Source organism: Flavobacterium sp. UGB4466 (assembly GCF_903469665.1).
Classification (GTDB): domain Bacteria; phylum Bacteroidota; class Bacteroidia; order Flavobacteriales; family Flavobacteriaceae; genus Flavobacterium; species Flavobacterium lipolyticum.
Window position 1 is genome coordinate 153,965 of record NZ_CAGKLC010000001.1, and the last position, 19,745, is coordinate 173,709.

General features: G+C 37.6%; 13 protein-coding genes and 1 tRNA gene. 5 read left to right on the forward strand and 9 right to left on the reverse strand.

The features are described from left to right. Positions 1–56: 56 nt before the first annotated feature. The 7 genes from JO950_RS00650 to JO950_RS22410 form a co-directional block, all read right to left on the reverse strand. On the reverse strand, positions 57–524 hold the full coding sequence (locus JO950_RS00650) for a RidA family protein (RefSeq protein ID WP_017497717.1): 468 nt from the start codon (positions 522–524) through the stop codon (positions 57–59). A gap of 4 nt (positions 525–528) precedes the next feature. Then, positions 529–1,848 carry a GntP family permease gene (locus JO950_RS00655; RefSeq protein ID WP_202700595.1) on the reverse strand — a complete coding sequence of 440 codons (1,320 nt, stop codon included), beginning with the start codon at positions 1,846–1,848 and terminating at the stop codon, positions 529–531. 221 nt (positions 1,849–2,069) lie between these two features. Then, positions 2,070–3,602, reverse strand: coding sequence for a SusD/RagB family nutrient-binding outer membrane lipoprotein (locus JO950_RS00660; protein WP_202700596.1), 1,533 nt, complete (start codon positions 3,600–3,602; stop codon positions 2,070–2,072). Between the two features lie 34 nt (positions 3,603–3,636). Further along, complete coding sequence (locus tag JO950_RS00665) at positions 3,637–6,792, reverse strand: SusC/RagA family TonB-linked outer membrane protein (protein WP_202700597.1); 3,156 nt, start codon at positions 6,790–6,792, stop codon at positions 3,637–3,639. A 365-nt stretch (positions 6,793–7,157) separates the two neighbouring features. Further along, positions 7,158–8,660, reverse strand: coding sequence for a SusD/RagB family nutrient-binding outer membrane lipoprotein (locus JO950_RS00670; RefSeq protein ID WP_202700598.1), 1,503 nt, complete (start codon positions 8,658–8,660; stop codon positions 7,158–7,160). A gap of 18 nt (positions 8,661–8,678) precedes the next feature. Beyond that, positions 8,679–11,915: a SusC/RagA family TonB-linked outer membrane protein gene (locus JO950_RS00675; RefSeq protein WP_202700599.1), complete on the reverse strand. Its 3,237-nt coding sequence runs from the start codon at positions 11,913–11,915 to the stop codon at positions 8,679–8,681. Positions 11,916–12,073: 158 nt separating this feature from the next. Continuing rightward, a complete protein-coding gene (locus JO950_RS22410) occupies positions 12,074–12,202 on the reverse strand; it encodes a hypothetical protein (RefSeq protein WP_255567555.1) in 129 nt (42 codons plus the stop codon). Positions 12,203–12,442: 240 nt separating this feature from the next. On the opposite strand from JO950_RS22410, the gene JO950_RS00680 reads away from it, so the two are divergent. After that, positions 12,443–13,210 carry a nitrilase family protein gene (locus tag JO950_RS00680; RefSeq protein WP_202700600.1) on the forward strand — a complete coding sequence of 256 codons (768 nt, stop codon included), beginning with the start codon at positions 12,443–12,445 and terminating at the stop codon, positions 13,208–13,210. A gap of 15 nt (positions 13,211–13,225) precedes the next feature. Here the strand turns inward: JO950_RS00680 and JO950_RS00685 are convergent, their stop codons facing one another. Next, on the reverse strand, positions 13,226–13,669 hold the full coding sequence (locus JO950_RS00685) for a cytochrome c oxidase assembly factor Coa1 family protein (protein ID WP_202700601.1): 444 nt from the start codon (positions 13,667–13,669) through the stop codon (positions 13,226–13,228). Between the two features lie 24 nt (positions 13,670–13,693). Continuing rightward, complete coding sequence (locus JO950_RS00690) at positions 13,694–15,388, reverse strand: Ig-like domain-containing protein (RefSeq protein ID WP_202700609.1); 1,695 nt, start codon at positions 15,386–15,388, stop codon at positions 13,694–13,696. Between the two features lie 173 nt (positions 15,389–15,561). On the opposite strand from JO950_RS00690, the gene JO950_RS00695 reads away from it, so the two are divergent. The 4 genes from JO950_RS00695 (at position 15,562) to JO950_RS00710 (ending at position 19,531) form a co-directional block, all read left to right on the forward strand. Then, positions 15,562–16,566: a hypothetical protein gene (locus JO950_RS00695; protein WP_202700602.1), complete on the forward strand. Its 1,005-nt coding sequence runs from the start codon at positions 15,562–15,564 to the stop codon at positions 16,564–16,566. Beyond that, complete coding sequence (locus JO950_RS00700; RefSeq protein WP_202700603.1) at positions 16,526–18,883, forward strand: hypothetical protein; 2,358 nt, start codon at positions 16,526–16,528, stop codon at positions 18,881–18,883. Before JO950_RS00695 ends, JO950_RS00700 begins: the two co-directional genes overlap by 41 nt. 22 nt (positions 18,884–18,905) lie before the next feature. Continuing rightward, complete coding sequence (gene mce, locus JO950_RS00705; protein WP_202700604.1) at positions 18,906–19,310, forward strand: methylmalonyl-CoA epimerase; 405 nt, start codon at positions 18,906–18,908, stop codon at positions 19,308–19,310. A 147-nt stretch (positions 19,311–19,457) separates the two neighbouring features. Beyond that, positions 19,458–19,531: transfer RNA gene (locus tag JO950_RS00710), tRNA-Ile, on the forward strand. Positions 19,532–19,745 lie beyond the last annotated feature (214 nt).

A 19,745-nucleotide genomic window follows, 5' to 3' on the forward strand; every position in this document is an offset into this window, starting at 1 on the left:
AAATTCGTTGCAAACAAAAAAATCAATTTAATCATTAAAATCTGTGACATAACTTTTTAATATAATTCGAAAACGGCTTCTACTTCAACGGGAATATTGTCCGGTAAAGAGCCCATTCCTACGGCGCTTCGTACTCCAATTCCGTTTTCGGGTCCCCATACTTCGGCAAATAATTCACTGCAGCCGTTTATAACGTATGGATGTCTTAAGAACTCGCCATTGCAGTTTACCATTCCGAGTACTTTTATAACTTTTTTTACTTTGTTCAGGCTTCCAAAATTGGTTACAATTGTAGAAAGCATGGTTAATCCGACTTGCCTTGCGGCTAATTTTCCTTCTTCGATGTCCATGTCATCACCAATTCGGCCAATGATTAAGGATTTGTCGTCTCTTACAGGCCCGTGACCTGAAAGGTATAAATATTTACCATCAACTAAATAGGGCTTGTATATTCCTAGAGGCTGAGGCGCCGGAGGAAGGGACAATCCAAGGGTTTCAAATTTTTCTTGTGGTAATAAATTCATGATATTAATGTATTATAGTGTTTAAAATAAAAATGAAAATGATTCCTAAAACGGATACTAAGGATTCCATAACGGTCCATGATTTGAAAGTATCTTTCAGGCTGATGTTAAAATATTCTTTGAACATCCAAAAGCTTGGGTCGTTTACGTGAGAGCACATTAAACTTCCTGCTCCAACAGACAGTACTAATAGGTTAGGGTCAAGTCCGGCAGTTTGCAATAAAGGCAATAGAACCGTGGCGGTCATTAGTCCGGCCGCTGTTGCTGAACCTACGCAAACACGAATGATCGCTGCCATCATCCATGCCAATAAATAAGGATGAATGTTGATTTGTGTTAAAGCTGTAACGATGGTTTCGTTTACACCGCTTACAATCATGACTTCTTTCAGACCGCCGGCCCCTCCAACAATTAAAACGATTAAGGCAACATCTTTGATCGCAACGGCATAGTCCTCCATTACTGAGGTAATGCTGCGGTTCATTCTGATGCCTAAAGTGTAAGTACAGATCAGTAAAGAGATCAGCATAATCATGCTTGGTTCTCCAATTGTTTTGCAGATATCAGCCAGAGTTTCATTTTTAGAAATCATAGGTGCTATCGAAGTCACTGTTAATCCAAAAACCGGAAATAAAGCAGAGAACAGACTCAATGAAAAGCTTGGAAGTTTGCCTTCGTTTGCAACTTCTTCAACGTTTAAGATTTCGTGATCCGATTCGGTTTTGATGTTTTTGAGTAAATTCGAAAACAATAGACCTGCAATAAAAATGGTTGGTATGGCGATGATAATTCCATAAACTAAAACGAGTCCAAGATCGGCATTAAAAATACTGCTTAAAGCCATTGGAGACGGATGTGGGGGTAAGAAACCGTGTGCTACTGAAAGCGACGCCAGCATTGGAATACCCAGATATACTTTTGACAGCTTAAATTGATGGGCTACTGAGAAGATTAAGGGTACTAACAAAACAAAACCAACACTATAAAATAGAGGTATCCCAACAATAAATCCGGTAATCATTAAGCCAAGGCGAACGTATTTTTTACCCGTCCATCCCATAACCGTTTTGGCAATAACATTGGCGGCGCCTGATGAAACGGTAAGTTTACCAATACAGGTTCCGAAAACAATAATCAGCGTAATAGATCCTAACATTTCGCCCAAACCTTTTTGTACAGTTTGTGATAAAGTATTTATTGGCAGGCCTAAAAAAAGGCCTGCTAGTAAAGCTGTTATGATAAAGGCAATAAACGGATTGATTTTAAACCAGGCGATCTGGACGATTAGAAACGCAATGCATGCCGTAAGAATTAAAATGCTCATTTATCTGTTGTATTAGTAACTCCGCAGAGTGTAATTCGTAAAAAATTGATTTAACACATAGAAACATAGATTTTTTTACTTCATAAAAGAATAACAAAAAAAGTTAGCTTTTAAAACATAGTCCCGATGCATCGGGATATGTGTAAATGCAAGTGAAACATCTTTTTAGGATTGCAGGATCTATGTCTCTATGTGTTTAAATTAATTATAGCAATGGATTTTTATTGTTTATCCCACCAGATTCTTGTAGTAAAAGTATCAGGTCCTTGTTGTTTAACCGCTTCTGCTAAGTTAGTTGTATTTACTGAATATTCACTGGTTGGATATCTAAGACGCCTTGGTATTGTGCCATTTGTTACATTTCCAGGGAAATTTACGGGAGTTAAAACAGGGTATCCGGTTCTTCTCCAATTGGCATAAATTTCCTGTTCGTCCACAAATAAAGCTACATAAACCTGGGTATGAATTTGATTCATTTTGGCTTCAAAAGTCCCTGTTGCGTTATAAGGATTAGCCGTTAAATAAGGAGTTGCATCTGTAATGGCGTAGGATGTTCCATAAATTCCCATATTTAGGAAAGATGCTTTCACTCCTTTTTCATATAAGTCCTTATCAGTTTCGGCGGTGTACCATCCTCTTGCAGCAGCTTCGGCCAGATATAAATTAGTTTCGGCATTGCTTATTAATACCAGCGGAGCATCGAATCTTAAAATGGTATTTTGATTTGGCTCAGAATAAGTGGCTTGCTCTAATGGTGCTAATGCTGTTGTGGTTCCATTTGGGAAACCTTTCTGCACGGCCGGGTTAGTATTTTGTATAGTTCCTTGCCAAACTCCGGCGTAAACACTGATTCGCGGGTCAGCAGTAGTTTTTAATAAGTCAATGAAAGTTTTGGCTAGTTTGCCTCCCTCAGTATTAGCTTGACCGTATGATCCGCTTGCATAATCTCCGGTTCTTGAGTCAAAAGCAACGGGGTTTCTGTTGAAGTTATTTGGGCCGTCGGTATAGTTCATGATGGCATTGTCTGCTCCATTAACGATTACTCCGCCTGCAATGGCTTTGGTAACCCAGGTTTTTGATAAAGCGGGATCCGCTTTAGTTAAACGCAAGCCTAAGCGAAGCATTAGGGAGTAAGAGAATTTCTTCCATTTGGCAACATTTCCGTTATAGATAAAATCAGCAGTACCGAAACTCGGTTTCGCTGGATCCAGTGCAGTCGCAGCTTCATCAAGCTCTTTTAATAAATCTTTATAGATGAATTCCTGCGAGTCATATTTTGGAAGAAGTAGATTTGTAGTGTATGCCTGTACTGCTTGAGAGTAGGGAATACTTCCGTACAAATCTGTAATTTTATGATATAAAAAAACTTTCCAGATTCGGGCGATATTAAGTTTGTTGCTGTCGTTCGGCGTATCTTTTACGGCATTAATTACGATTTCAGTTTCATTTAATGCTGTTGGGTATGCCTGATTAAAGTAACCGGAATAGTATTTTTCTCCATCTAAGTATTTATCACCCACTCCGGAGACTTCTTTGTAAGTAGCATAATGTTGCAGCATTCCGCCACATTCAAGCATGTTAGTGAAAAAATAATTATTAGCTAGGCCGTCAATTTGAGCTCTGCTGAAAATAAAATTAGGATTTGGTTTTTCAACGGCATTGGGATTAGTGTTAATTTCTTCAAAATCTTTGGTGCACGCTGTCATGCAACCCAACAGTATGCCTGAAATGTATAATAGGGTTATCTTTTTCATGTCTTTTAGTTTAAAAATTAGGGATAGGGGGTGTTTAAAATTTAACATTTAAATTTAAACCGAAACTTCTGGTTCTCGGAACTCCAAATTGTTCTATACCCTGAGCATTTCCGGCACTAAATACAGATTCCGGGTCTACGTTTGGAGTCTTTTTGTAAAGAATGAATAAGTTTCTTGCTATGAAAGAAATGGATATACTTTGAAGTTTTGATAAACTGCTTATTTTTTCAATAGGGAATTGATATCCAATAATAACTTGTCTTAGTTTTATAAAGCTTGCGTCGTAGACAAATTCTGATGAAATGTTTTTTAGACCATCATAATAATTTCTAAGGTCTTTAGGAGCAATTACCATATCTACCGGATTTCCTTTAGTATCAACACCCTTAATTGGTAAGCCGTTTTCACGACCTTCAAGTGTTAATTTGGTTAATCCCATACGGGTTCCATATAAATCAGTTCCGGAGTATAAACTACCACCAAATTTACCGTCGATCAGGAAGCTTAAAGATATGTTTTTGTATTTAAATTCATTATTAAGTCCTGCTGTCCAAGGATGAACACCCTGTCCCAGCTCCTGAAGCGGACCTCTTGCTACGGTTGCGGTATTGCCACTTACATTGTAAACAGTATTTCCGTTTGCATCTTTAAGCGGTTTATACCCTTTAATAGTGCTGTAAGGGCGTCCTACGTCACTCGTAATAAGGGCATAATCGTTTACAGAAATTGCCATCGTAATCGAGTTTAATTGATCTGTAAGTGCTTCAACGGTATTTTTGTTATAGGCTCCGTTAATACTTGCGTCCCAGGAGAAATTACTATTGTTTATGATTTTACTGCTAATTAATAATTCGACTCCTTTATTTCTCATTTTTCCAATGTTTAGCAAAGCCGTATTTGCACCTGATGCATTTGAAATGGTCGTTTGCACAATGTCATTTGTGGTAGCACGGTTGTACCAGGCAAAGTCAACATTCAAACGATTGTTAAAGAAGCCCATATCGGTTCCAATTTCAAAGGTTGTTGAAGTTAAGGGGCTTAATGTAGGATTTGGTACTCTTGTTCCTGTAGGGACTTGTACATGTTGGTTTTTGTGTCCTCCCTGAACCATTGAATACGATCGATTTAGGGCGTATGGATCTGGTGTAGCACCTCCAACCTGGGCCCATGAAGATCTCAGTTTTGTAAATGAAATCCACTCCGGCATTTTTACAATATCAGAAAGAATGATACTTGTTCCTATGGAGGGGTAGAACACTTTATTGTTTTCTTTAGATAGGGTTGAAAACCAATCCTGACGTCCTGTAACGTTTAGGAAAATTACATTTTTGTAATCCAGATCTGCGGAAGCATAAACAGAGTTTGTTTTTGTTTTTCCATAAGGATAAGTATACGATAAAGTAGTAAAATTGGTTGGAGCGAAAAAATCATCAAGGACAAAATTTGAACCCTCAAGGCTTACTTCATCGCGTAAGGTTGTACGGGAGTTTACTCCAAGTAATGCATTCAGAGAAAAATCTTTATACAAGTTCTTTTTGGTATAGTTTAGTATAGCTTCTGAGTTCAGGTTTGACAGCTTTACGCGGGAACCTTGTGCGTATCCAATTGGATTGTTTAAGCTTGTCTTTGGAATGTATCCAAAGTAATCGTAATCTGTGTAATCCTGTCCAATTCTTCCCTGAAGAAATAGTTCGGGTGTAAAGTTTAATTTTACGTTTAACATTCCAAGGAAACGATTTTTAGTGTCCCTGTTTTTGATTTTATTGATGGTGAAGTAAGGGTTTGTTGCAACCGGAACAGGATTCCATGCTATTTCTTTACCGTTTTCGTCATAACCAGGTGAAAGATTTCTAATGTCTAAAGTGTTAGCAAGCAGATAGGTGGCCCAGTTCGGGTTGGCTTCTGCATCGGAAACCGTAATTCTGTTGTTTGATTTCTCTATATTGTATTGTGCGACTACATCAAATTTTAACCAATTGGTTAAGTTTACATTGCTGGCAATGTTGACACTTTTACGGTTGAAATCAGAATTTGGTACAATAGACTGGTTGTCTGTATTAGAGAAGGAAAGACGTCCTGAGGCTTTTTCGTTTCCTCCTGAAAGTGCGATCGAATTGATAAATGTTGTTCCGGTTTCGTAGAAGTTTTTGATGTTGTTTTTTTGAGCAACATAAGGTCTTTTTACTCCGTCAAATTGAATAACATCAGTTCCGTCTATTTTTGCTCCCCACGACCAGCGACCAAATTCTATAGCTTTTTCTTTCGTTAATGGTTTTTGTCCTGCATCTCCGGCTCCGTACTCGTACTGCCAGTCCGGGATCACAGCCGGGGTTTCAAAAGTATAAGAGGAATTGAGTTCTACACCGATACCCTTTTGTGCGCCTCCTCTTTTGGTTTGAATAAGAATTACACCATTGGCAGCATTTGCTCCATAAAGAGCAGCTGCAGTTCCTCCTTTTAATACCGTGATGCTTTTAATGTCATCGGGATTGATAACTGAGGTACCGTCACCTCTATCGACGTTCATTCTTGGTGAGCCTGCTCCGTTTCCGGTTCCAGGCAGATTGAGTTGTGTATTGTCAATTGGTAAGTCGTTTACCACATACATGGGCTGGTTGTTTCCGTTTAGGGAACCATTTCCACGAATGATCACCCTGGTTGATCCGTTTGCGCCTGTTGCAGAGCTGCTTACGTTTACCCCGGCAATTTTACCTACTAAAGCGTTTGTGATATTGGTTTCTTTTGCCTTGGTGAATTCAGTTCCTTTTAATTCGGTAACAGCATAGGCAACTGCTTTGTTACTTTTTTTAACCCCTAATGCGGTTACTAATACCTGCTCCAGTACATTTTCGGCAGGTTTTAAACTTATTACTACATCTGTGACCTTATCTAGTTTATACTCTAAAGTTCCATAGCCCATGTAAGAAATGATGATGTGAGTTTCATTTTCCGGAACATTTAGTTTAAATTTTCCTGTTTCATCGGTTATAGTAGCTGTTTTCGAATTGCTTTTAGCATAAATAGTAGCTCCGGCAATTGGCATTCCATCGTCCTGACCAATGACCTGGCCCGAAATTTCAATCTGACTGCTTTTTTGTTCAAAGAGGTGCGTTTTAATTGCAGTCTCTTTTGCATTTACTGAGAAGATTACTCCCCCAATAAATACTAATGAAATTAGCTTTGCTTTCATAATACTTTGGTTTTCATGTTTTATTTTGGTTTTTATTGGCGATCAAATATATAGATAATTTTTATTCATTTGCATTTTTTTTGCATAAAGTGCATTTTTTTTGCAATATTTTTTTCTGAAGTGTTTTTATAATCCAAAAGAAATGAGGTTTCTAAAGGTGTTCTGAGAAAATTTTGCAGAATGAGTTTTTAGGGAAAGAATTCGTTTTAATCTTAAAATTCGTATTTTTAGAAGGGTATGAACGGGTGATTTTGCTTGTTTTTGATCGGAAAAGCCTAAAAAAATACCATTCATAATTCAATATAAATTACGAATGGTATTAGGATCAACATGAAAGGAGTGGTGTTGGGTTAGGGTTTAGCGGTTTAATCTACATCCCACCAAACTTTAGCCAGCCAGCTGTTGTTGTTGTATTTGGCACTGGCGGCCAAAAAGTTTTCTCGGTTGTTGGTCGATTCTTCCACCGGATAGGGTATTCTTGTAGGCATAATACCTCGGGTTTCAGAGTCTGCACGAGTAATTTTTATCATCACGGGGAAGTTTGTTCTTCTGTAATTGCTATAAGCTTCCATTCCGTTTAAGAATAAAGTGAGCCATTGTTGTGTGGCAATTTCTTCCAATTCTTTTCCAGGGGTAAGACTTTTAGTAGCAAGAAAAGAAGTAATAGCATTGTTGTTGATAATGCTGGCGTCTTTAAAAATAACCCATTGTCTGATACCGGCTTCGATTCCTTTTTTGTAATAATCTTTTGTGTCGCCCGGGTGGAGTCCTCTGAAAGAAGCTTCTGCCAGAAGTAATTGTGTTTCTGAATAAGTAAGATGCAGATATGGGGCACTGTTTTCGTATAAATAAGGTTGAATGGTTGATAAAGCGTCACTATCAGGTTTGTGGTCCCATCTGTAATCATTCGGATTAATGCCTTCGTAAACGCCTTTCGGATTTACTCTGAACCATATGTTTTTTCTTGGATCATCTTTTAGGATATTTAATATTGTGATGGTAGGATGATCGTATACGCCTCCGGAACCCTTTAAGGCTTGAGAAAGTCCGTTTCCATTGTTAAAAGCACCAACTGTTTCCGGAAGGGTGGAGTCGTGTTTCATGTAGCAGTTGTCGTCGTTGCTTGTAAAGATGCCATTGGTAACCGCTTTTTTGATTTGTTCTTTCGCTAATGCCGGGTCTACTTTTGAAATTCTCATAGCAATGCGTAATCGTAAGGAATTGATCATTTTTTTCCACTTCGAGACATTGCCTTCGTAAAAGAGATCTCCTTTTATTGCATCAGTTCCAGATTGTAATTGACTTTGTGCTTCGTCTAGTACTTTAAAAAAATCGGTATAAATGTCTTTCTGACTGTCGTATTTCGGATAGAAAATTTTCTGCAAATCGCCAAAGCCTGCTTCAGAATAGGGAACATCTCCATACAAATCGGTTAAGCGTTGATATACCATAACTTTCAGTGTTTTTGCAACAGCATTTAAGTTGGTGTATTCTGGTTTTCCTTTTGTTCTTTCCAGAACATCTGTTAAGTTTCGCACGATTCCGCCTCCATAGTTTGAAAACCAAAGAGCGTCTTGATATTCTCTGTTAGAAATATAAAAAGAGCCATAGTTGGCGACGCTCCATGATCCGCCAAGATGTTGAATAAAACCTTCTCCATATATAAGGTTGGCTCTCCATTGCTCAAACCAGCCACCGGATAAACCGGCTTGTATTCCGGTTATCTGAGTGTAAGGTTCAATGGTTTGAAAGCCTTCAGGGTTGGTGTTTGTTTCTCTGAAAAGTTCATCGTCAGCACAGTTAGTTACGGTAAGCATTAGAAGCAAGCCTAGCGCATATTTTGTTAGTTGTAATATATGTTTTTTCATTTCGATGCAGTTAAAAGATTAGAATGATAATTGTAGGTTAAAGCCGTAAGACCTTCTGTAAGGTAAAGAGCCGTATTCGAAACCTTGTCCATTACCGCTTGTGTAAGTTGATTCCGGATCAATGTTTGGGACTTTAGAGTAAATAGTCCATAAATTTCGGGCAATAACAGAGAATTTAAATCTTTCAAACCCGGTACCTTTTAACCATTTTTTTGGAAAATCATAACCTATAGAGAGTTCTCTTAGTTTAACATAAGAGGCATCATAAATAAAGGGTTCCGGTGTGGTATCGTCTCCATATAAGCTTCTCCAGTAAGTTTGCGGATTCACCGGTGTGGTGTTGTCTTTGTATCCGGTTACATTACCGTTAGTGTCTCTAACTTCATTTACACCGTCTACAATAAGTCCCGCACCAGGTTGTAATTTAGCGATATCTGCTGGTGTTTTTCCGGAGGCGATCTGCTGCGCAAACCACGCATTAAATTCATCTCTTCCGTCAAGAGTTCTGCTGGACAGTCCTGCAGCAGCAGCGTTAGCGTTAGTCATGGAGTATAGTTTGCCTCCAAATTTCATGTCAAGATTGGCTCTAAGACTAATTCCTTTGTAGGAGAACTCATTGGTAACCCCTCCAACCCAATCAGGTGCCGCTTTTCCAAAGCTTTCCAAAGTTGATGTCAACAGAGGATTTCCGTTTGCTCCTATAAGAATTTGTCCATCAGGAGATCTTTGGAATTTTTTACCGTAAATCTCTGTAGTACTTTGTCCGACTTTTGCAACAATTTGAGCTCCGGCCCATCTTGCATTCGAGATCACTTGTAGGTCGGTTTTGTCTGTTAGCTCGATTAATTTGTTGTCATTTTTAGCAAAATTGAAGGTGATGTCCCAATTAAAGCCATCTGGTTTTCTGAAAATTCCGGCGGTTATTAAGGCTTCAAAACCTTTGTTTTCAACCGTACCCGCGTTTGCATTAACGCCAACAAAACCGGAAGCTTGTGAGGTGTTTAATACAATCAGTTGATTTTTTGTTCTGGTGTAGTAATACGATAAATCAACTTGTAAGCGATTTTTAAAGAATCCTAAATCAATTCCGGCTTCGTAGCTGGTGGTAAGTTCTGGTTTTAGGTTGTTGTTTGGAATAATATTATTGTTAATCGAACCGATAGGGTTTCCTAACAAAGGTTTGGCTTGTATGTTGTAATTTAATAAAGTGGCGTATGGAGCTTCCAGTGCTTTTGCGGTAGTTGCCCAGGAGGCTCTGATCTTTCCAAAAGTTAACACGTCATTCTTAATGTCCAATCCATCAGTAAAAATAAAACTGGAAGATACAGACGGATAAAAATAGGAATAGTTATTATTATCAAGAGAGGTTATGGCTGAGGCCAGAGTTGAGTTCCAGTCGTTACGTCCCGTAAAATCAAGGAATAAATAGTTTTTGTAATTGGCTCTCACGTAGGTGTATAAAGAGCGTACTAATATTTCATCATTTGTTTTCGGACTTAAGACTGAGGATAGAAAGTTAGATTGTTTGTTTACTCCATTAAAAAACATGTCCGAAAGAGCTACCCCCGAAACAATTCTTTGGGTGTTTCTTTGGTTAGCACCAACGCCCACTGACAGATTAAAATCGCCGAACGATTTCTGAGCATTTAATAAGGCTTCGGCGTTGTATTCCTGAAAGGTTGTACTGCTGTTGATTAAAGATCCATTCTGCCTTGCAGTCCAGGTGGTTCCTTCGTTGACAAAATCAGAACTTTCAAATGTAAATCGATCAATTCCTGCTCTTCCGGTAGCGCTTAGCCAATCGGTAAAGGCATAGGTTGCGCTGAAATTCCCTAATATTCGGTGTTTTTCGGTTACATTTTTGTTTTCGTCTAATACAAAGTAAGGATTTAATTTATTTGGGTCGGAGTTCCATTGATAGTAGTTGCCGTTTGGATCTTCATAATTTTTTAACCAGGCTTGATTGAAGTTTGGTGCGAGTGAGGTTACTGTCAATCCAAGATTGCCGGCATCGTCTGAAAGGGCGGGTCTGTTGTTGGTGTTTTCTGTAATGTAATTGAATTTGGCATCTAATGTCAGTTTTTTGATTTGAGAATTGACACCTAATGTGAATGTATTTCGTTTAAGACCGGTTTTAGGAACGATATCTGTAGCATCAATATTGGAATAGTTTAATCTGAAGGTGGTATTATCTCCACCGCCTGAAAGACTAATGCTGTTGTTTACGGTTACGGCTGTTCTGAAAAAATCTTTAAAGTTGTTTTTCATGTATTCGTAAGGTTTGTAGGATCCGTCAAAGATTCGAACTGAAGTGTTGCCGGGAGATCCGAATCGTGGACCCCAGGCGCTGGTAGTAGCATTTCGTCCATTTGCGATTTCATCAGTATTTGGCAGTGTTCCATTTGTTCCTGTGCCATATTCTTTTTGGTAGTCTTTGTATCTTGAATTGATTTGGTCAAAAGTAGTAGTGCTGTTCCAATCGACTTTCAAAGAGTTTCTTTTTCCTTTTTTGGTAGTAATAACAATGACACCATTGGCGCCACGTTCTCCGTAAAGAGCACTGGCAGCTCCTCCTTTTAGCACAGAAATATTTTCAATGTCATCTGTATTTATACTGGACAATCCATCTCCATTGTCTCTTCCTTCGGAGTATCTGGCCGATTTATTGTCTGTTATGCTTCCAAGTCCGGTGTTTCCCAAGGTAACTCCGTCTACAACATAAAGGGGTTGGTTGTCTCCGCTTATAGATCGGTTCCCTCTTATTACAATTCTGGAACTGCCTCCAATACCTCCTGTGGTTTGAGAAATGTTAACACCTGCTACCTTTCCGTACAAAGATTGGGCAACACTTATTGTGGGATTGTCCGCCAGATCTTTTCCTTTTACGTCCTGAAAAGAATAGCCCAGTTCTTTTCTTTCTCTTTTTAGACCTAATGCAGTAACTACCACACCGGAAAGGGCTGTTGCTGCGGCTTCTTTTAGTTTTATGTTGAGGTTGTTAGAATTGCCTACAAGGATATTTTGAGGTTCTAATCCTAAAAAAGAGATCGTCAGTGTTTTTCCTTCTTGTACGTCGATAGAGAATTTACCGTCAAAATCGGTTGTAGTACCTCTTTTTTCTTCTTTTATGCTTATGGATGCTCCCGGTATCGAGATGCCATTAGTGTCGGTCACTGTTCCTTTGATGGTTTTTACTTGCGCCTGGGTGACCTGCAGCGCAAAAAAGAACATAAATAATAAAATAGTTTGTTTCATTCTTTGGGTTTTTAGTTAGTTGAGGTTTATTGATTGATTGTTTTTTTGTTTCACTGGTGAGGTGAAAGAGTTTCTTAATTCGTTTCCTGAAGACGAATTATTAGAAATAGAATCCTGTTGCTTTTACTACAGTTGTGGTCTTTACTGTAGCTTTAGTATTACGCTTTAAAGAATAAGGAATCTGCTTGTGGTATTTTAGCGTTTTGCTTTTTTATTGCAAATGATTCGTGACTATTTGTAAGAATCATTGTTGGCGGTGTGCCCTTTAAAAGTGGGTGTTTTTTCATAATTAAGTGTTTTTTAAGGTGTTGTGTTTTTTAATCAGCGATCAAATATATATAAATTATATTCATTGTTAGCAATATTTTCGCATAAATTGTGCAAGATTTTTGCATAATTTTTTCAGATAATGTTTTTTTATTATGAAAAATCCGATATTTACTGGGTTTGTAGCTCTTTGTAGGAGGGTTTGTGAAACTCAAATCGTATTTAGACTTTTTGTTTTAAAAAAAAGGTATTTTTACCATATGAAAATCGCACTTATACAATCCAATCTTTACTGGGAGAATGCTTTAGAGAACAGAAAGCAATTCGAATCCAAAATCAATACAATCGATACTGACGTTAATCTGATCGTGCTGCCGGAGATGTTTTCAACGGGATTTACCATGAATGCCGCCGCAGTTGCCGAAACAATGCAGGGAGAGACTATCTCCTGGATACAGTCTTTGGCGAAACAAAAAAAAGCAGCTATTGTGGGAAGTCTTGTTATTGTGGAGAACGAGAAGTATTACAATCGAATGGTATTTGTTTTTCCGTCAGGTGAAATTCAATATTACAACAAGCGTCATTTGTTTTCGCTTGCAGGAGAAGATCAGTTTTATACCAAAGGAGATGAAAAAGTAATTGTGAATTATTTGGATTGGAAGATTTGCCTGCAGGTTTGTTATGATTTGAGATTTCCCGTTTTTGCCCGAAATGTAGAGAACTACGATTTACTACTGTATGTCGCCAACTGGCCTAAAGTAAGAACTAACGCCTGGGATGCTTTGCTTAAGGCTCGCGCGATCGAGAATCTAAGTTATGTAATTGGGGTGAACAGAGTAGGGCTGGATGCCAATAATTTTGAACATATTGGGCATTCGCAAGCGGTTGATTTTTTAGGAAATTATATTCTCGAACCACAGGAAACGGAAGATGTTTTTGTGGTGGAACTGGATAAGAACACTATGTTAGAAACCCGAAAAAAACTTGATTTTTTAAGTGATAAAGATGTGTTTAGAATCGATCTTTGATTCTAATTCGAAAGCTTATTTTTGAGGTTCTTCTAAGACGATAATTTCGGTTTCAGGATTTTTGGCGCGGACAGTAATTTTTTGGTACGCCCATACTGTTCCTTTTTTGAAGGCAGAAATGTTTAATTTGCCTTTTCTTTTGGCTCCGTTGACTCTTACCGATAAGTTGACGGTATTATGATGGTTGGAATACCTAACGTTTCCTTCCAGAATAGCCAGTTTGTCGATGGGTTCAATTGTGCCGATATTTTCAAGTATGCTTGGATTTTTATTCGCTTTTTCAATTGCTTTTTCAAAAAGCAGCTCGTCTGAATAAGCTTTGGCGATATCGGTGATGCCTTCGGGAGAGGTTGAAGCGGCCAAAAATCCAATTAAAAACAGACATAGGAAGATGGAAGGTAAAAACCATTTCCAGTTTCTTTTGAACCAGTTTTCTTTTTCAATCCAATCGTTTTCCATAGCGCTACGCTCAGCTATTAAAATTTAAAAGGCTTTCCTTTTTTTCTCCTCGTCTTTTTTCTTTTTTTCTGCCTGTTTTTTCTCTACTTCAGGATTGAACGGGACGCTTAAATCAATAGCCTGATCGACATCCCAATTGGTGCGGACATCTACAGCAGTTTGGTAATAAAAGACTTCTTCAGCGTACTTTTTATTCAGGAAATCTCCGGAGTCATAAATTTTGTTTTTATTGTCGTCGTAGATTATTCGAATCGTAAATTTATCAGGGACTAATAAATTGAATTCCATTTTAGTCTTGCCTTCAGAGTAATCACTGGCGTATACAACATCCCCTTTTGCGTTAGTTGCTTCAACAATAATGGGGAAACGTTTTACATTTTTTAGGTTCAGAACCAGGTTTCCATAATCGGCAGGTTCTTTTGTGCTTAGTTTAATGGCCAGAGTGTCATTGGATTTTTCGTAAAAATCAGTTAGTGCGCCCGGGAAAAATGTTATGCTGTATTTTTCGACAGGCTCTTTTTTGAAATCAACATAGAGTTTTTGCTCAAATTCATCGTATTCTGTCGTAAAATCTACAGCAGTCGAATCTTTGTTAACCAGTCTGATTTTGGATTTGTCAAATTTTACCAGCGGAGTAGCCGATTCTAAGGTAAATCGATCACGGAAATTGATGGTCCCGTTTTGAACAGCGGTTATGTTTAAAGTGTCTTTCTTTTGGTCTTTAATCTTTACACTAAATCTTTTGTTGTATTTTTCTTTACTAACCTCCACTGCTAGAGAATCTGCTTTAGCTTTTAGGGGTTTATACCAAATTTGCAGGGAATCTTTTTTCGGAAATGCGGTAACAATGGTTTCCATGGTTTCGTTCCCGTGTTTCAGGACCACTTTAGGTTTCGAAAGTTTAAAGTTTTGTTTGCCTTCATAAGGAAGGTACAGTCTGTTTCCTGAGGCTTGTACAGGTTTTACAGCTTTAAATGGAAGTACCTCCTTAAACAATTCCAATTCAAAAACAGTGTCGTTCGGAACGGTAATATAGTGTTTGATAAAACCGATTTTATCATCTTTAGGGTTGTATCTGTTGTTGTTTCCTTTGTCTTTCAGGGCCATCAGCAGGTATTTTCCGGCCTTTAAATTTTCTAGTTTGAAAGTACGTAAACTGTCTAGTGTATTGGTGATGTAGCGTGGGCTTTGCTTGTAAATTAAGGAATCTTTATAGGTGTCGTTTACTTCATAAAGCATTACCGAAACAAAATTATCTACATTTTTCTCATAAGCATCTTTAATTTGTCCGCTTATCGAAAGCGAATCAATAGAAGAACCTGTTGAAAAGACATATTTGAATTGGTTTATCGAGTTTCCTTCGTTGTTGTCTGCTATACTTTGTCCGAAGTTAAAACTGTAGGTAGTGTTCGGCTGTAAAGTGTCCTTTATTTTAATAGTAATCACTTTACTCGCTGTGGTAGGTAAAATCAATGGCTCATGTTTCATTGGAGGTGAAATAATAAGCTGTTTGTTGAGGTTTTTAAGTTTTACATACTCGTCAAATCCCAGAATAATTTCGTTGCCTTTAAAATTAGTGCTGAAATTTTTAGGCGAGCTGTATTTCAATACCGGTGCCAGTGTGTCTTTTAGTCCGCCGGTAATGCTGCCGCGTTTGGCACAGCTTAACATAAAAAAGACCAGTAAAAATGCAATATATCTAAAGTTGTTTTTCAACATAACGGTTTCTGAATTTGATTGCACAAAATAACAATTATATTTGCTTTAATTGAAACTTTTTAGCCATTTATTAGGATTTACAGCTTTCGCTGACGGTTCTTTTTTTTAAATTTCAAAACTATAACAGCATATAATTTCTTACTTTTGGGTTAAAATATAATTTTTCCTAAGTTTTGATCAAAAGATTTTTTATTGGTTTCCTGATTCTTTTTCTGATTTCCTGTAGTAAGAATGAAAAGCCGGTTGTTGCTTTTTATTACTGGAAAACCATTCTGAAATTATCTGAAACGGAGAAGCTTGCTTTGAAGGACAATCAAGTCACTAAACTTTATGTTAGGTATTTTGATATTGGGCAGCAACCCGAGACCCAACAGCCCATTCCGCTTAGTCCGATTCGTTTTCAGGATGCCGTAACTAAGTTCGAAATTGTACCCGTAGTATTTATTCAAAACAAAGTCATGTTGTCTTCTCCCCTTGATGTGGAGGATCTGGCACAGAAAACAGTTCGTTTGATTGAAGAAATCAGCACGAAGAACAAAATTACATCTCAGGAAATTCAGATCGATTGCGACTGGACCCTTAAAAGTAAAGACAACTATCTTAAATTTATGGAGAGTGTTAAAAAGCTTTCCGGAAAAAAACTCTCTGCAACAATTCGCTTGCATCAGGTGAAATATTTTAAGAAAACTAAAATTCCGAACGTAGATTCCGGAGTTTTGATGTACTACAACATGGGGTCAATTGCTCCTGATTCCTTAAATTCGATATACGATCAGAAAATTGCAGAACGCTATTTAAAAAGCCTGAAAAAGTATCCGATGCATCTTGATTTTGCCTTGCCGATATATTCGTGGGGAATTCATATCCGAAACCAAAAAGTGATTGGTTTACGTTCTAAAATGAATGTAGCGGAACTCAAAAAAGATCCCAATTTTCAACAACTAAGCGGAATCTTTTTTAAAGCAAAAAAATCTAATTATAAGAATGGCGTTTTTTATGAAGAAAATGACCTCTTAAAAATGGAGGCCATTTCGGCAGCAGATTTAAAACAAATGGCGGAAGAACTGAGCGAGAATACCGCACAGCAGCCCAAAGAAATTATATTTTACGATTTAGACGAATTCAATTTAAAAAACTATGAAAAGAATATTTTTGAACAAGTTATTTCTTGTTTCTAGTGCGGTTTTACTTTTTGCATACGGAGTAATTTATGCCTGTGCAGATGGCGATTGGGATTATTTTGGATCGTACAGTTCTAATTTTACTCCCGAAACTTTTGCAGACAATTCGTATAGACCGCTTTTCCTGTCGGGTGGAATTTTCTACGGAATTGGTTTTGATACCGAGCACAATTCCCGTTTCAATAAAGATATTAAGTCCGATTGGGGAACCTATCTTAAAGGGAAAATCGATACCACTACCGTAAATTATTTTTTAATTGGAGATGAAAAACCGGATTATTACTCGGAGAATAAAAGTGCGATAAAAAACAAGGAAGAGATCAAAGATCTTCATGTGTATTATAAAAGCAAAAAGGAAAATAAATCCTCTTTGAAGTGGGGGAAAAAGATTTCGCTGAAGGATGGTAAAGTGAAAAGCTTTGTCGAGTTTTTGTATCTGGCACAAAAAATAGAAACCGTTTCTATCAACAGAGATTATTGGAGTTACGATCCGGTGGTGGCCAAAACGTTCAACGATGCCAAAATGATTCAGTCTATCGAGAATGTGTACAATACGACTTCGGATCCTTTCCTGAAAAACAGATATTGGTTTTTGACCATGAAAGCTCGTTTTTACAGCAACAACAAACAAAAAGCCGTTGATTTTTTTAATAAAACAGAAAAATCGGTTCCTAAAAATGTGCTGTATTACCGTGGACTTTCCTACGTGGCAGGAGTGAATCACAAGCAAAATAAATATGCAGCTTCAAACTATTTGTACGCACAGGTTTTTGATAAATGCCCGGAATTGAGAACCGTTACGGCTTATTGTTTTAGTCCAAAAAATGAAACCGACTGGAATAAAGCATTGACGATGGCTAAAAATAATAAAGAAAAAGCAGCGCTTTGGGCTGTTCGTGGGTATTACAAAGACGAAAAAAAGTCCATTGAAAAGATCTATGAATTAGATCCTAAAAGCGAACATTTGAATTATCTGGCAACACGATTAGTGAACAGACAAGAGGAAGCGATAAACAATTCGTTTCAGAAGGATGGAGGAGAAAATCAGCCTATGAAGAAACTTAGTGTGGCTGAAAACAAAACCGAAAATCAGGTGAAGGTGGATCAAAAAACATTGGATTTAATCGCTAAAATTTCGGCAGCAGGAAATACAGACCGACCTTATTTATGGGATTTGTCTCTGGGGTATTTACAGACTTTAAAAGGTGATTATGCCAATGCAGATAAGAATTTTGATAAGGCGGTAAAAACGCTTCCTAAAACAGAACTGGCAGGAATGCAATTGCGTTTGCTTCGTTTTGTAAATAATTTGAGCAAAATAGATAAACTTACGGATAAAAATGAAAAAACAATCCTCGCCGATTTAAACTGGTTGTATTTTGAACTTCCAAAGAATTACAAAGGGCAGGAATTCCGTTATCAGAATGCTTCTTCCTGGAGCAGAAGTTATTTGTCAACGCTTTACAGAGAAAAGGGGAATCCGGTAATGGCCGAAATTTATGGCGAATCGCGCTACAGTTATTGGAACGATGGAAATTCATTTTACGACAATGAAAAAGTTTTATTAGACATGAAAGCTTTCTTGTCTAAATCCAATAAATCTGAAATTGAAAGTATCGGAGCAGGAATTTATAGTTTGAAGCTAAAAGATATCAATAATTTTCAGGCGGTTGAGGCAACCTTTAAAAACAAGATTCCTGAGGCTATTGAGTACATGAAACAAACCGATTCGGTTCAATACAGCAAGTTTTTAGGGAATCCGTTTAACGGAAATATAAAAGACTGTCACGACTGCGATCACACGGCGTATCAAAAAAGAAAATATACTTTTATGGATTTCCTGACTACCATAAAGGAAATGCAGGGTAAACTGGCTCAAAAAGAAGACGTGTACACGAATAGCTTATTGTTGGGTAATGCCTTTTATAATATTACCCATTTCGGAAACGGAAGAACTTTTTATGAAATCACGATTATAGGTTACGGCTCAAGTCCGTATTCGTTCAGAGATTCAATGAAGCGAATGATAACCAATTGTGATCTTCCTAAAATGTACTATCAAAAAGCGTTGGAAGCGGCCACAACAAAAGAGCAAAAAGCAAAATGTATTTATATGCTGGCCAAATGCGAACGAAACGAATATTACAATAATAAGTACAACAACCTTAAAAACTGGTGGGAAGCTGACGATGATAAGATTAATTTTATTGCCTGGAGCGGTTTTAAAGCGCTGCAGAAAGACTATTCGGATACGAAATATTATCAGGATGTTATTGCCGAATGCGGTTACTTTAATACGTATGTAAATCAATAATTGAAATTAAAATTTAGAGGTTATGGTAAATAAAATTGAGCATATCGGAATTGCCGTGAAGAATATGGAGGACGCCAATGTGCTGTTCGAAAAATTATTGGGCGTTCCGTCCTATAAAATGGAGTTGGTAGAAAGCGAAGGGGTTTTAACCTCGTTCTTTCAAACCGGAACCAATAAGATTGAACTTTTGGTGGCGACGAATCCCGAAAGCCCAATTGCAAAGTTTTTGGAGAAAAAGGGAGAAGGAATCCATCATATTGCTTTTGATGTTGAAGACATTCATGCCGAAATCGCCCGTTTGAAAAACGAAGGTTTCGTGCTGATTAATGACGTTCCTAAAAAGGGAGCCGATAATAAATTAGTGGTTTTTTTACATCCAAAGAACACAAATGGTGTTTTGGTAGAGCTTTGTCAGGAAATTAAATAAAAATTTTTCTTTTTAGGATTCGAAATAAGCAGTTGAAAATCAATTGTGTTTTAGGAAACACAGGGTGTTGTTTGAAATTAAATGCAAATCATCTCCCAAAATATTTGGAGTGAATGAAAAATAGTAGTAATATTGCATCCTCAAACCGGTCCTATAGCTCAGCTGGTTAGAGCACCTGACTCATAATCAGGTGGTCCCTGGTTCGAGCCCAGGTGGGACCACAGAAATTAAAGCCTTTACAGCAATGTAGAGGCTTTTTTTGTTTTTAAACATCGATTGTGTATGGAGGATACGGGTAGGGTGTAGTTAAAATTAATAAATGAAGAGTAGAAAAAGAAGACAAGGGCAGAGTAAAATAGGATCAGGTTCAAAAGTTGGGGATTAAGCAAAAAGATTAGATAATCTGAACAAGAAAAAATCTATATTGCTCACTCC